The following is a 14,947-nucleotide window of genomic DNA, read 5'->3' as shown; positions in this document are numbered from 1 at the left end:
CTAGATTCATTTGCTTAACCTTAATGTCTCTGAGAACAAATTCGACAGTCTTTATTTCACTTAAAAATCTATAACGACATCGGTTTTAGGTGTGGTACAGCACGATAGAACGTATCCATCATCAACGTCTTCATCTGTAATGCCACCGTTATGCTCCATATGGGTTTCGCCTTGTAGCACTTTCACCTTACATGTGCCGCAGATTCCCATACCACATGCTTTAGGAATATGAAGATCCAATTTCGCCGCAGCTGTATGCAGTGTTTCTGTTGGAGCAAGCTGAATACTCTTACCCTGACTTTCAAAATCAATTCGAAGTAAGTCCTCTCGCTCAATGGCATCTGCCTCAATGACAGCAGCCTCTGCATTTTCAATCGCATCTTCGACAACAGACTCTGGCGTCGCACCAAAGGACTCTTCATGATAGCGTGCCATGTCGAATCCGCATTGTTTCAGCATTTTCTTAACAGCGGCCATATAAGGCCCAGGCCCACAACAAAACACCTCTCTTTCCATAAAATCTGGTGCCATCATTTCCAGCTTGGCCATGTCGAGGTAGCCACGATAGCCATTCCAAGGCAATCCGTTTTCCATTTTTTCTACGATTATGTTGAGTTTGAACTGCTCAACACGAGACGCCATATGGTCTAGTTCACGAGGGTAAATAAGGTCACGTGGCGTTCTAGCGCTGTGAATAAAAATCGTATCAACACTCGCATTGGTATCAAACCACCAACGCGCCATTGACATAACCGGGGTTATCCCAACGCCACCACTTAAAAGCAGAACTTTTTCTGCCGGAAAGTCGATACAGTTAAACAATCCAACCGGGCCGTGCACCGCCAATTCGGACCCAACAACCATATTGTCGTGAATCCAATTTGACACTAAGCCACTTGGAACCCGCTTTACTGTAATAGAAAAGCTGTATGGTACTGAGGGCGCACTTGAAATAGTGTACGAACGCATTACCTGCTCACCATTAATTTCAAGCTCTAACGTGACAAATTGTCCCGGCTTAAAAAAGAACATGACTGGTTGCTCAGCCATAAAACTAAAAGTTCGTACATCCCAAGATTCTTGAACCACATTCACACAACGAACATTGTGGCGACCATTTACCCAAGTCTGAGTATTAATAGGGGCTAAATAATCCGATCCTGTCACTTCGTTTTCAAGTTGTGTCATATGACCCTCACCTTTTCTTTAAAACGTTTATTTCAGCCCATTTTGTTCGCAGCGGCGCATCTCAATTTAACCATGGGCGACATTTTATTGCTCGAAGCAGTCAATCCCACTAACTACAAGAGCAGAGCCGAAGCTATAGGTCGAATTAAATGCTTACTCATGTCGCAAACAGTCATTCTGACAACGCCACATTGGGAGAGCATAGCGAAATCTAAGAAGTATAAATATCACGCTCGTCGAGAGAAAAACCTTCTATTTTTACGTCATTTGGGAATACTGCGATGAATCAGAATGATTTACTAAATATACGTCATGCCACTCTCCAGGAAGCAAAAGCAGAAATGAAAACGCTACTGGAAACGCGTCAACCTAATTATTCATTAGACGCCGCGCTTTATAATGACCCACACATGTTCCGCGTTGATATGGAAGAAGTCTTTCAAAAAGAATGGCTTTTTGTCGGGATGACGAGCGAAATACCAAAACGTGGCGATTACTTCACGGTAGAAATAGGTCAAAACCCAGTTTTGATTCTTCGCGATGCAGATGGCTCGGTTAACGCTTTTCATAACACGTGCCGTCACCGTGGCTCTCGCATATGTACGGAGCACAGAGGTAAAGTCGCAAATTTAGTTTGTCCATACCACCAATGGACGTACGACTTAAAAGGTAACCTTCTGTTCGCTGGCACTGAAATGGGCGGTGAATTTGACCTCAAACAACACGGTCTTAAAAAAGCCTTCTGCAAAACAGCTGGCGGTTTCATATTTGTTTCTATTGGCAAGGAAGAGCCTACCGGTGACTTTGATGAGTTTCTTCAAACATTAGAAGAATACATGGAACCTTACGACGTAGAGAATACAAAGTTAGCGGTAGAGTCACACATGTATGAAAAGGCAAACTGGAAGCTTGTCTTAGAAAACAACCGTGAGTGCTACCATTGCTCAGGCAGCCATCCAGAACTTCTAAATACGCTTCTTGAGTGGGATGATATCAACGATCCACGAGCGTCTCAGGATTTCCTAGACCTCTACAAGGATCAAGCTGAAAAATGGGACGAAGAAGGCATTCCTCACGAGCACAAAAGCTATGGACCGGGTTTACGAAATCGCATCGTGCGCATGCCTTTGAAAAAAGGCGTAAAAGTAATGACGATGGATGGCGAAGCGGGCTGTAAAAAAATGCTTGGCCGAGTTAAAAACCCTCAATTAGGCTCCATGCGTATTTTGCACCTTCCTAATTCATGGAACCACATGCAATCAGACCATTTTATTGTGTTCCGTGTATTGCCTATATCCGCTCAAGAAACCATGGTCACAACTAAGTGGTTTGTACACAAAGACGCAGTTGAAGGTGTTGATTATGACCCAGAACGTCTAAGAAAAGTCTGGGACGCAACAAACGAACAAGATCGTGTTCTTGGCGAGCAAAACCAACTCGGCATTAATTCGGTTGGGTATCAACCTGGACCGTATTCAGAAACATACGAATTTGGTGTTATTAACTTCCTAGAATGGTACAGCGAAACGATCAAAAGCAACTTAGCCTAAGCCATTAAGAAGCGAAAAATAAAAACCCCAATAAGTAGAAAGCTTATTGGGGTTTTTTCATTCATATAAAGCGGTTAGTGAAAACAAACAAGAGATGGCGAATATTTAGTCCAACACTGATAGAAGTCGGATATCACCGACTGCGCTTTTTCAGATCGACAACACTTAGCAACCAAATACGACAATCTCGCAATATCGGCATAGGCTTCCAATGCAGCCATTCGCATATCACTCTCTTGATTGCTTGCGACAATCCCCATCAGCATCGACGATACACTATGCAAATAGTCATTCTGATCATCATCACTTGGATTATTGCAAAAATCGAAGTAATTCGAACAAGCATCCACACAACGTTTTAACGTGTCATGAGATATCGTCGGGAACGAAAGCAAACGCGTACTAATATCACACGCTTCTTTATAGTAGCTGCTCGCTTCTTCAATCAAACCTTCCATATACGCATGTTTGGCTTTTTGCGTAATGTCTTCATAGCTTTCAAGTAGCAAAATAATTTGTGACTGATACATCGAATCGTCTTCGTAAATCGTAACCAACAACATAATCAAAGAGGTATGAACCAATAACTTTGGCTACATACCTTTTGAGCCAAATCTGGCCACTGATTCCTTCAGACAGTCTTAAGAATAACGTAGAACTTCCAAAATAACGCACCTTCCCTGGAAGCCAAGTACACTTTAAATCTCACTAATATTTTAGAAACGGATTCATGAAAATGCAAATGAGATTAATTTCACTTAATATTTACTTAATATATAGAATTGATTGACCAATATATTCATACCTTCAATAGCTAAGCACTACTGAGAGTATTTTGAACAAATACTATTGCGTAACAAACCGCTTAGGTATGCAAGCAACCGCTTCATTTTCTCCAATCAACTTATCAATCAACTTGTTCGCTTCGTTAAAGTAGTAATCAAACGCATGTTGATCTGCTTCACTTAGCGCCTCATCTTTGCAAGCATCAGCTGGTCGCTTTATAACCGCATCCGTAAACACTTGATCCAAACTTGAGACGTTACGCTCATGGTGAATGTGACACCAGCGGTCTTGAGAGGCATCATATCGATAATAAGATGCTAATTTTTCTGCATGCGTTGCGGTGTATATAATGGCAGACAATATATAGTCCGCTTCTGCATCCGGTAGAAAGTAGTTTAAATTAAAACGAATCCAACCAGGCTTAATAAACTTATTTCCGCATTCAAGTTCTTTTCGAATTTCATCGGACGTACTCGCATCCAATCCGAGCAAATAGTGTCCGTATGGGCCAGCACAAGAACACCCTCCTCTCACCTGAATTCCAAATAAATCATTCAGAAGAGCTACAATAAGGCCATGATGCATATACTGCCCATTATTGGCTTTTACTCTGTAAGAAGTGATGGTCAACTTATTTGACTGATTTTCACCGAGTATCTCAATATTTGGATGATCTCCTATCCGATCTAAAATAAGTCCGCTTAATTCCTTTTCTCGGGACTCAATCCATTCATCACCTACTGCAAGCTTTAGTTTAGCAACCAACCCAGCCCTAATACTGCCAACAATATCCGGCGTTCCACCTTCTTCTCTTCTTTCACCTATCGGTAAAAAAGTATGATCCTGAGGCGTAACAAATGACACCGTACCTCCCCCGATGACACTGGGTTCGTGATTAGCAATTATGGATTTTTTAACCACAAGAACGCCAGGCGTGCCCGGACCACCAACAAACTTATGCATTGAAAAAAACATTGCACTTTTGGCAGCTTGAGTATGAGCCGTCTCATCTGACGGGTTCATATCCATATTGACGTAGGGAGCCGCTGCGGCATAATCCCAAATAGAAAGGGCGCCGTATCGGTTTAACAACGAGCCAACTTCAACATCGTTCGTTCTAATGCCTGACACATTTGAAGCCGCACTAAAGCTGGCCACTATTCGTTTCCCCTGATTCTCTTTTAAAAAAACCTCAAGAGAGTTCATACAAGGAGTGCCACTTTCATTAACCGGGACTTGTAAAATTTGGATCCCTAGTGAACGCCAAGGCAATTCATTCGAGTGATGCTCGTAGGGACCGAGGATGATAACGGTATTGTCTTTGCCAGCTTGATCTAGCCCTTTCAGATTCAACTGCGAAATCAAAACATTAACGGCAGCAGTAGCACCACTCCCACAGAAAATAACCAAATCTTCAGAGCTTGCGTTAGTTAACGTCCTAATAGCGTCACGGGCTTCTTCTCTAAAAGCAGTTGTTTGACTACCACTTTCATTTGCCTCTGTGTGAGTGTTGGCATAAAAAGGCAGCACGTGATCTTGAATCGCATCTTCAATAAAATCTAACGCTCTGCCAGAAGCTGTATAATCAGCATACACCAGCTTTCTCAAACCAAACGGCCCGCTAATGATGGGAGAGGAATCACTCACAGACCTTTGAATTTTACGAATAAGTGACGCTTGTTCTAACATTTTACACTCCTAAATTTTCGGAGCAGCCAAGGGCACCTCCGTCGTATATTTAATTTGTTCCATTGCAAAGTTTGACGTCACATCCGTTAGGGATGTCGAGCGAATGAGTTTTTTATAAAACTCATCGTAGGCCGAGATATCTTTCACCAGTACACGAAGCAAATAATCGTACTCTCCTGCCATGCGATAAAATTCGACGACTTCTGGAAAATCATTTATTACATCAGTCAGCTCTTCAGCCCAGCTCGCATCGTGTCTGTTCGTCTTAATTTGAACAAACACCGAGACCCCTAGGTCTAACTTATCTGCATCTAGCAACGCGACTTTTTTCTTTACATACCCCAGCTTCTCTAAACGCTGCATTCGCCGCCAACAAGGCGTTTTTGAAACACCTACATGCTGAGAAACAAGTTCTGTGGAAATACTAGCATCACACTGCAAAAGAGCAAGTATTTGCAAATCAATCTCATCTAAGTCCATATTGTGCTACCAAAACACCAATTAAAGGAATAATATTTCAATAGAATCTTACATCTAATCTTTAAATGCAATAACTTTTCTAAAATCGAAAAGTAGGCGAATATTGTTTTTCTCTTTTTCCATTAAAAAATAATTTTTTTTTGTCAAATACAAAAAAAGGGTCATTTTCAAAATGAAAATGACCCTTTTAAAACAACACGCCTGTATAAAAAACTTTCAAAGCAAGGCAAACCACCCTAAGACGCATCTTTGCGACTAGCTAGGCACAAGATATAAAACTTCTTTTTCGAGATAAATGCATATCACGAACAACCCGCTTGAAAAAATATGACGTAAATTCTAGTTAAGCGATCTTAAATTGACCTATCATTTCTTTCAGGTTTTCAGAGAGCACTGAAATTTCCTCCGCAGCCTGAGCAACCAGTTTAGCACCATCAGAGTTTTCTCTAGCCGTCTCACTAACCCTATTAATTGATACGTTAACCTGCTCTGAAACCGTGCTTTGCTCCTCAGCAGCACTGGCAATTTGCAAATTCATATTGTTAACGTCTGAAACCGCTTTAGAAAGACCCATTAATGCACTTTGCGCGCGCCCAGAAACCTCAACCGTCTCTTGAGTCTTAGTGTGGCCTTGCTCCATCGCCTTAACAGACGAACTTGCTTCAGTTTTCAGTCGCACCGTCATTTTATGTATTTCATCAATTGATTCTTGAGTACGACTTGCAAGCGTTCGAACCTCATCTGCAACAACCGCGAAACCTCTTCCTTGCTCGCCAGCTCTCGCGGCTTCTATCGCTGCATTGAGAGCCAGCAGGTTAGTTTGCTCTGCAATATTAGTAATCACATCCAAAATGGCGCTGACACTTTCCGTTTCAACATCCAATTTAGAAACAGTTTTTTGAGTCAATTGAAACTCTTCGGCAAGATCATTAATTGAGCCATCCACAACCAGAACGGCGTCAGTCCCTTGACGCACATGCTTTTCCGCATCCGTTGTGATTTCCACCGTTTTATACGCATTGCTCGCAACATCCTGAATAGATACGGTCATCTCATTCATAGCGGTAACGACTTCATTTAAGTTATCTGCCTGAGTATTTAAATTCAGTGCCGATTGTGTTGTAACTGTCGTAACTTCTGACGTTGCACCTTTCAATTGTTCTGACGCTGATGCGATCTCATTAATCATATTATGCAGACGCTCAGACATAACCTTCATTGCATTTAGCAGTTGTCCCGCCTCATCATTAGAATAAGTGTCAACTTTAACAGTCAAATCACCTTGAGATAATTGGTACGCTATTTCCGCAGCCTTTTTGATTGGTTTAGTAATCAACCGCGTCATTACAGCACCTAGCACGATTCCCACCATTGACGAAATCAAACACAGCACAACCAACTCTACTAATGCAGATTCTTCATGATGCAACGCTGTTTCCATGGAGTTAGATGTCATCCGTCCAACATCAGCAAGAAAGTCTTCCAAATGCTTATTAATTTGATGCTCAACTTCCTGAAGAGCCAGCGTTTCATCGTCTTTTACAGGTTCACCTGACTCCAGTTTTGATAAAATCTGTTCAGCTTTTGCGTCTAACTCTACGTGTTCGTTTTCTATTGAAAAAAGAACACCCTCTAAACGAGCCAATTCAATTTCCAATACACTGGACAAAGCATGGCCTTTTGCCGCGCGAAGAATGGCTTCACCTTCTTTAATTTCTGAATCAATGTCATTTGTTAAGGCGCGAATGGAATAAGACAGTTCACCAATTGTTTCGTGAGCCGCACTAACGCCCGCAATACGCAATGCACGTTCAAGCAATAGAGATTTCTCTAGTTGCTTAGCCGTGATGTCCGATACAAGTGCCGTGAGTGGAATATCTTCCTTGTATACCGTGTTCATCTCATAACCAATTGATTTCACGCGATTAATCGCAAACAACGACGTAATAACCAACAAAACAACCAACACACCTATTATCATGCCGATCTTTTGGCCGATGGGACGATCTTTAATAAACTTCATATTGACAACTCCTAACGAGTACCAACCCGTCAATGCACATTAATTGAACAATTTATTACATATTTATTTGATTTATATCATTGCATTTGTGAAATAGGCTTACATATTAACCGTTTAGTTACATTATTCAACGTTTTTTCACATTCATTTTTCGTAGTGTTTTATGTAAATTAATGAAAATTTTCGTTCTAATATTTAACGCTATGGCAAAATAAACCTGCTAAAAACCGCTATTGGCAGAGCAATGTGATTTGTATGACTTCAAGCCAGTTGTTGATACGCCTTTTTAAGTGATTTGGCGGCACTGGCAGCTCACTTTGTGACATGTAAATTGCGACGACTCAAAACCGTTTCCTTCATGAAAAAGGCTCTATCGGTCGTATTAGGATGATTAAATGAAAAAGAAAGCCTTACAAAAGGCAAGCCTACTGTGCACCAGCATTACACTGCTGGCTTGTAGCAATATGGATAATCGAACCGACTTCACAAAAATGGCGCAACATGATCTCAACATCATCGCCGAACGAAAATCTCTAGATTGGCGCCAACTTGATGATATTGGCTCCACCAATTACCTGACGGATTTGATCCAAGACCGTGAACTGGACGCACTCATAGATCTCGCTTTAAATGAAAATCCGAGTTTGCAGAAAACAGCATTAACGCTTAAAGCCAGCTTGTGGCAACTAAAAAGTGTACACGGTGAGCAACTCCCCTCAGTGGTCGCGAATATTGGAACAGATAGAACTAAAAACAACGATACGAATTACTCAGCAGGCTTATCGATAAGTTGGGAGCTGGATTTATGGCAAAAACTCGCGGACTCAGAAAAATCCTCGGCTAAAACGCTAGAAAGTGATAAAGCGTTGTACCAAGCCAGTCAAGACTCACTTGTCGCCAGCGTTATGAAAACTTGGCTAGCGTTAACCGCCAAACAACACGCAGTTGAAATCGAGCAAAAACGGTTAGCGTTACTGGAATCAAACGAAGACTTGATCGTAAAACGATTCAAGAACGGCTTAGACAATTTGGAAGCGCTTGATGAGGCGAGAACGTCCACCTCTCAATCACGAGCAAACTTACTTGAATACCAAGAAAACTTCGCTATAAAGAAACGCGAATTAGAACGATTAATTGGCACCTCACAAACAATAAACATCCCTATTAACATCGACTATCCGGAAGTGAGTTTTACGTTTGATAATTTGCACCAGCAGCGCCTACAACGACGTCCGGACTTGAAGTCAGCTTATCTCAATATTGAGGCAGCAGATCTAAACCTCTCAGTCGCATACAAAGATATGCTCCCCACTTTTAGCCTAAGTGCTGCGTTAAGCGACTCAGCAGATTCTCCGGGCGCTGCTTTTTTTACTGCCCCTATATGGTCCTTAGCTGCACAACTCTCGCAACCTTTATATAAAGGAGGACAACTCAAAGCAGCCAAAGAAGTCGCCAAACTTAAAACCGCGCAAGCATACCAAGAATATAGAGACACCTTGCTCACAGCGGTTAATGAAGTCGAAAACGCGATGGGACAAGAAGTAGTGCTGCAACAACAGGTTCGCCATATCTCAGCGGCGCTGGAAAGCTCTCAAAATAACCTAACTCAATACCAAAAAAAGTATCGAAACGGGCTAATAGACTTGAATGAATTAATTACCGTGCAAAAAACAACATTTGACCTTGAAGCTCAATTAGATGAGCTAATTTACTCTCATCTGGAAAATAGAATTACATTAGGTCTGGCATTAGGGCTTGGAGTGCAAAAATAATGAAACGTTTTACTCAATGGACTGTACTTGCCATCTCGCTATCGACTGCGGCAGGGAGTTTTTACTACATATCCAACTCACTACAAGATGGAGCTCAAAGCATTGCAATGGACAGAGGCCCTGGCGGTGGACCTAAAGGCCACAGAAATGGGGGCAGACCTGGCGAAGCGCCTCCCGGCGCAAAAGGAGCTCAACACCCTTCAACTAAGGAAAGAAAAGAAAGCACTCTCGTTCTTAGCGTAATCAACGCTATGGCTTCTTCGTATTCTCCTACGATTACAGCAACAGGGCTTATTGTTCCGAGATACAGCCTAACATTAACAAGTAAAGTTAGCGGCGAAGTCTCACAAATATCTAAATATCTGGAACCCGGCCTGCGGGTTAAAAAAGGCGATAAGCTTATACAACTCATCAATAAAGAGCTCAATACCGCAGTTGCAAATGCACAAAAGGATCTTGCCAGTGCTGAACTTGAGTTAAAAGAAGAAGAGCGCCAAGGAGCACAAGCAAAAGCTGAATGGATTGCAGCGGGGTTTAAGGGTGAGCCAGATTCAGAATTAGTATTAAGAAAGCCCCAACTTGCAAACGCAAGCGCCGCAGTCGCAGTCGCAGCTGCTAAAGCAACGTTGTCTGAAGCCAAAGACAACTTAAAGCAAACAAACATCACTTCGCCATTTGACGCTCTAATCGTGTCTCAACAAGCGACGCCCGGTTCAAATATTGGCACTAGCGACGAGATTGCCACGCTCTTCAGCACTGATCGTGCAGACGTAACATTAAACTTGTCTCTCTCTGATTGGAAAAAACTACCCGATTTTAATACCTTAATGAGCACTCAGTGGCCCGCTCAAATTTCCAGTATTGATTCGAATACAACATGGCAAGGAAAAGTCGTTTCCGCAAATCAACATATCGATACGACTACGCGGATGCGAAGTTTAACCGTTGGGCTTGATTCGCCTCTTGATAGAGAACAGCCCCTTCTCCCCGGTTCATTTGTCTCTGTATCTCTAAGTGGAAAAACGATTGATGGTTTATGGAAATTGCCCAATACCGCATTAAGCCAGCAGAGCGAAGTTTGGTATCTAGACGAAGAAAGTCGCCTTGATGCCTTTGAGACAACACCGTTGTTTTCGGATTCTCATTACACCTACATTCAAGTACCGGAGCGCTTTAGCGACAAAACATACCGTGTGCTAGTAAAGCCTTACAGCAGTTATCTTAAAGGTACACTTGCAACACCTGCGGAGGACAGTAACTGATGTCTGTTCATACTCAACATAGAGGTATAATTCCGTGGTTTGCAGCCAACCCCGTCGCCGCAAACTTATTGATGCTTTTAGTTATTGCTTTGGGCATTATCAACGTTGGCTCGCTGAATAAAAAGAGCTTCCCGACGTTACCGCCGAATGGCATAGATGTATCTGTAAGCTATGACAGCGGCTCCGCCAAAGCGAACGAAGAAAGCATCGCTATACCAATCGAGCAAAAACTGCAAAGCGTCGAAGGCATTAAGAATATGATGTCTTCTTCAAGCGCCAGCGGCGCGAGCGTTAACGTCGAAGTAAAAGACGATTATGAATTGGAAGACGTTTTTACTGACATCAAAGACAGCATCGGAGAAATGTCATTCCCCAGCGAGGCGGACCCTGCAAGTGTTACAAAAGACACTCGTTCAGAACTCGCCATGATCGTTCAAATGTTTGGCGATACAGACAGACGAACATTGCAAATGCTCGCTAACGACTTAAAGACCGATTTATTATCCGACCAAGAGATAAACTCCGTGTCGATATCCGGCGCTCTTGATCCGATTATGAAGATTGACGTCGATCGAAATCTACTTGACGCTTACGGATTAGCATTAGAGGATTTAAGCACGGCAATTAACGCAGAATCATCGTCTGCAAGCGTTGCAACTCTAAGCAACAAAGACATCTATCTCACCATAAGCGCCTCTGAACAAGACTATTTCAAGAGTCAATTTGCGGCCATTCCAATAAAATCGTTTTCTGACGGCGGCCAGCTTTTCCTAGGTGATGTTGCCACGATAAAGGACACGTTCGACGACAGCGAATTTGTGTTGTCACGTTTTAACCAAAAAAACAGCCTCGCTCTGAGAATCAACACTGTGGGTCAAGATGACATAATTAACACAGTGGAGGCGACGTACAAAATCATCGACCAATGGAAAAACAACAACCGTTTACCTTCCACCGTATCTCTCGTAAGTTGGAATGATCGAAGCGAATCTATAGATCAGCGACTTGAGTTAATGGTTAAAAACGCGCTTACTGGGATATTTTTGGTTTTTGTTCTTCTCGCCGTTTTCCTAAACATTACCGTCGCTTTTTGGGTTGCCATGGGGCTGCCATTTATATTCTTTGGCACCCTTTTCGCTATGGGGACTGAAACCATGGGACTCAGCCTCAATTTAATTACCACATTTGGCTTTATTCTAGCGCTGGGTATTGTCGTTGATGATGCCGTCGTTGTGGGAGAAAGCATCTACGATGTACGTTCAAAAGAAGGCGATACACTCGGTAACACGATTAAAGGAACGATGAATGTTGCTGTGCCAACCCTGTTTGGCGTATTCACTACGGTCGCTGCGTTCTGGGCTTTATCAAACATTGATGGACGTTTGGGGAAAATCTACTCGCAGTTTGCAATTGTCGTCGCGATTTGCCTAGTACTATCGGTCATTGAATCAAAGATTATTTTACCTGCCCATTTGTCCCATATTAACACTCGTAAGAACACACCAAAGAACGTTGTAACAAAGGTATGGAGCAGAATTCAACAAGCCGCAAATTCTGGATTAATGCTCTTTAGCGAATACTTATACCGTCCTACGATTAACTTTTCTCTTACTCACCGATACGCCATATTAATCGGCTTTATATCCATCTTTGCACTTGTCATGTCGATGCCATTTACCGGAGAAATAAGAACCAGCTTTTTTCCTAGAATTCCGGGCGATACGGTTCGTGCTTCACTGACGATGCACAGCGATGTCAGCTATGGACAAACACAAAAAGCCCTGCTTGAAATTGAGCAAAAAGCCTACCAAACTGACGCCCTACTTTCCTCCTCAAACAACCTTCAAGGAGAACTGTCTGATATCAAAAATTGGTCTGGTATCAAAAACATAGAAACGCGTGCAAAAGGCGACCAAGAAGGTGATTTCCGCATAGAGCTACAAAGCGACGCACCGTATACGCCTCGCCAATTTTCAGCAAAATGGCAACAACTTGTTGGGTCGCCAGAAGGTGTAAAAAGCCTTAGAATTCGCAGCGCTGCTGAAACCGTTGACGCTCTTTATATTGAAGTCACAAGCCACGATTCCTTTGCTCTTGATGGCGCTTTAGAAACACTTATAAGCGAACTCAATAAGATCCCCGCGGTCACAGGGATCGAAAAATTCGACGCTCCACTTGAAGAAAGAATTGCCATTGATTTAAACGAACAAGGCAGATTACTCGGATTAACAACGTCGAATCTCGCGTCCCAAATCACATCAAATTTTGATGGCGACACGGTCCAAAAATACCAACGAGATAATGACGAAATTGAAGTAAAGCTCGGATATTCTGATGCACAGGAGAAATCGCCTTCTGAAGTGATTGATACCCAAATCACCTTAGACAGCGGCACCCAGATTCCCCTCAATGCAGTTGCTTCGTTAAGCAAAACCGAAGTTCAAACCCGGATTTTTCGAATTGATGGAAAGAGGTCGTATTATTTGTCTGCAGAAGTGGATAAAGACATTCTCTCTTCAACAGAAGTGGTCGACTATCTGCAACAAAGCGTGATGCCAAACATCGAAAAACAGTTTGCAAGTGTGACTTTCGATTTTGGTGGGGAAGCCGAAGAACAAGCTGAAACAGAATCCTCTTTGTTAGAAATGTTTCTATTGGCTCTCCTTGTGATTTACGCCCTTCTCGCCATTCCTCTGAAATCGTATGCACAACCGCTTATCATTATGATGGCCATTCCTTTTGGGATCATAGGCGCACTGCTAGGGCATTGGATGAACGATCTTTCAATCAGTATCTTTTCTTTAAACGGGATTCTGGCATTAAGCGGTGTCGTCGTTAACGACAGTTTACTATTGGTATCACGATTTAATGATCTTAGAAAAGAAACCATACATGTAAAAAAGGCCATCGTAATGACCTGCCAAGGACGTTTACGAGCGGTATTACTGACCTCTTTCACAACGTTTGCGGGTCTCATTCCTATTCTTTGGGAGACATCGAGACAAGCACAAGCCCTTATTCCAGCAGCGGTATCATTGGGTTATGGCATCATGTTCGCGACTTTTATCACTTTGATTCTCATACCGGTTTTACTCTTAATAAAAGAGGATATTCATTCAATTTGGATAAAAATCACTAAACGAACGACCAAGGCGACAACCCACTTAGTCAGCTAAGCACAAGATCAATTCCATCAAACATCACCAAGGCCGTGCTTAATCTGGATACACCTTGTCTAGATTAAGCACCAACGCATCAAACACAGCCTTGTACGCCGGACTATTCCTCAAGTCTTCATGCATGGTTACCCAGACATCAAGTTCTAATTTGATGGAATCTTCCAATAAAGGCATTAGATCACTGTCACGTTCAATTATAGCGAGCTGACAAATCCCTATACCAAGCCCAGCCCTTATAAGAGCAAGCTGAACAATGTTGCTGTCAGCTCGATAATTGAATAGATTTCGGTCAAAATCAAAACCAAGGTCACGTGTATTGCGTCGGATAAAGTCTGTTTCTTTGTCATAACCAATTAATGGATGCTGCCGTAGCTCTTCAACCGTTGTTGGTGCCACATGGGTTTCTATATATTGTTTACTCGCACAAAAACTTAACTTACATGTGCCAACCCTACGTGCGATCAGTTGGCTTTGTTTTGGTCTGAACATCCTTACCGCGATGTCTGCTTCCCGATTCAATAAATCTTGTGGCATATCAGACAATACGAGTTCAATCTCTATTTTAGGGTTATCTTTTTGAAGGTCACTTAACGCAGCTGGTAATACTTCAACGCCCACAATATCGGAGGTTGTTAGCCTCACCGTACCGTTTATACCGTCTTCATTTGATAGCGCTATTCGCTCGAAGGTCTGTGCGAGGTGTGACATCTCCAAAGCAAATTTTTCAAGAGAAACAGCACGCTCAGTAGGTATTAACCCGCTTTGCGAACGTATAAACAACGAATAACCCACATGGTTTTCTAGCTCATCAATATGTCGCCCTAAAGTAGGCTGGGTTGATCCAGTTGCACGCGCCGCAGCAGAAAGCGAGCCCTCCTGCAAAACAGCCAAAAATGAACGATACAACTCCCACCCGATTCGTTTCTTCATTAACTTCTGTCCCGTTTTATACAGTTGATCATTTAATTAACAAACTTCAACCCTGTTAATCGGCTTAAAGCGAATATACCTATACGTT

General features: G+C 42.5%; 11 protein-coding genes. 5 read left to right on the top strand and 6 right to left on the bottom strand.

The window, feature by feature from the left end:
* Positions 1-60 precede the first annotated feature (60 nt).
* Entirely contained in the window at positions 61-1,188 is a 1,128-nt protein-coding gene (locus DFP79_RS04240; RefSeq protein WP_133502682.1) for an FAD-binding oxidoreductase, read from the bottom strand.
* Between DFP79_RS04240 and DFP79_RS04235 the strand changes: the two genes are divergently transcribed.
* Positions 1,189-1,473 (top strand): hypothetical protein, encoded by a 285-nt coding sequence (locus DFP79_RS04235; protein ID WP_133502681.1) that lies wholly within the window; start codon positions 1,189-1,191, stop codon positions 1,471-1,473.
* Positions 1,470-2,738: an aromatic ring-hydroxylating oxygenase subunit alpha gene (locus DFP79_RS04230; protein ID WP_133502680.1), complete on the top strand. Its 1,269-nt coding sequence runs from the start codon at positions 1,470-1,472 to the stop codon at positions 2,736-2,738. The genes DFP79_RS04235 and DFP79_RS04230 overlap by 4 nt, the downstream gene beginning before the upstream one ends.
* 74 nt (positions 2,739-2,812) lie before the next feature.
* Here the strand turns inward: DFP79_RS04230 and DFP79_RS04225 are convergent, their stop codons facing one another.
* From DFP79_RS04225 to DFP79_RS04210, 4 genes are all read right to left on the bottom strand, one after another.
* Positions 2,813-3,268, bottom strand: a complete 456-nt coding sequence (locus DFP79_RS04225) for a hypothetical protein (RefSeq protein ID WP_133502679.1) — start codon at positions 3,266-3,268, stop codon at positions 2,813-2,815.
* Between the two features lie 316 nt (positions 3,269-3,584).
* Positions 3,585-5,213: an aminotransferase class V-fold PLP-dependent enzyme gene (locus DFP79_RS04220; protein WP_133502678.1), complete on the bottom strand. Its 1,629-nt coding sequence runs from the start codon at positions 5,211-5,213 to the stop codon at positions 3,585-3,587.
* A gap of 9 nt (positions 5,214-5,222) precedes the next feature.
* Positions 5,223-5,693, bottom strand: coding sequence for an Lrp/AsnC family transcriptional regulator (locus tag DFP79_RS04215; RefSeq protein WP_133502677.1), 471 nt, complete (start codon positions 5,691-5,693; stop codon positions 5,223-5,225).
* Between the two features lie 343 nt (positions 5,694-6,036).
* A complete protein-coding gene (locus tag DFP79_RS04210; RefSeq protein WP_133502676.1) occupies positions 6,037-7,716 on the bottom strand; it encodes a methyl-accepting chemotaxis protein in 1,680 nt (559 codons plus the stop codon).
* Between the two features lie 395 nt (positions 7,717-8,111).
* On the opposite strand from DFP79_RS04210, the gene DFP79_RS04205 reads away from it, so the two are divergent.
* The 3 genes from DFP79_RS04205 to DFP79_RS04195 are packed head-to-tail and all read left to right on the top strand — an operon-like array spanning position 8,112 to position 13,926.
* Positions 8,112-9,488: a TolC family protein gene (locus DFP79_RS04205; RefSeq protein ID WP_133502675.1), complete on the top strand. Its 1,377-nt coding sequence runs from the start codon at positions 8,112-8,114 to the stop codon at positions 9,486-9,488.
* Positions 9,488-10,750: an efflux RND transporter periplasmic adaptor subunit gene (locus tag DFP79_RS04200; protein ID WP_133502674.1), complete on the top strand. Its 1,263-nt coding sequence runs from the start codon at positions 9,488-9,490 to the stop codon at positions 10,748-10,750. The genes DFP79_RS04205 and DFP79_RS04200 overlap by 1 nt, the downstream gene beginning before the upstream one ends.
* A complete protein-coding gene (locus tag DFP79_RS04195) occupies positions 10,750-13,926 on the top strand; it encodes an efflux RND transporter permease subunit (protein ID WP_133502673.1) in 3,177 nt (1,058 codons plus the stop codon). The genes DFP79_RS04200 and DFP79_RS04195 overlap by 1 nt, the downstream gene beginning before the upstream one ends.
* A 39-nt stretch (positions 13,927-13,965) precedes the next feature.
* On the opposite strand, the gene DFP79_RS04190 is transcribed toward DFP79_RS04195, so the two are convergent.
* Positions 13,966-14,859 (bottom strand): LysR family transcriptional regulator, encoded by an 894-nt coding sequence (locus DFP79_RS04190; protein WP_133502672.1) that lies wholly within the window; start codon positions 14,857-14,859, stop codon positions 13,966-13,968.
* Between the last annotated feature and the right edge of the window lie 88 nt (positions 14,860-14,947).

This window comes from Marinomonas balearica (genome assembly GCF_004362145.1).
Lineage (GTDB): Bacteria > Pseudomonadota > Gammaproteobacteria > Pseudomonadales > Marinomonadaceae > Marinomonas > Marinomonas balearica.
The sequence above is the reverse complement of the archived record's forward strand: the minus strand, read 5'-3'. Positions and strand labels throughout refer to the sequence as shown.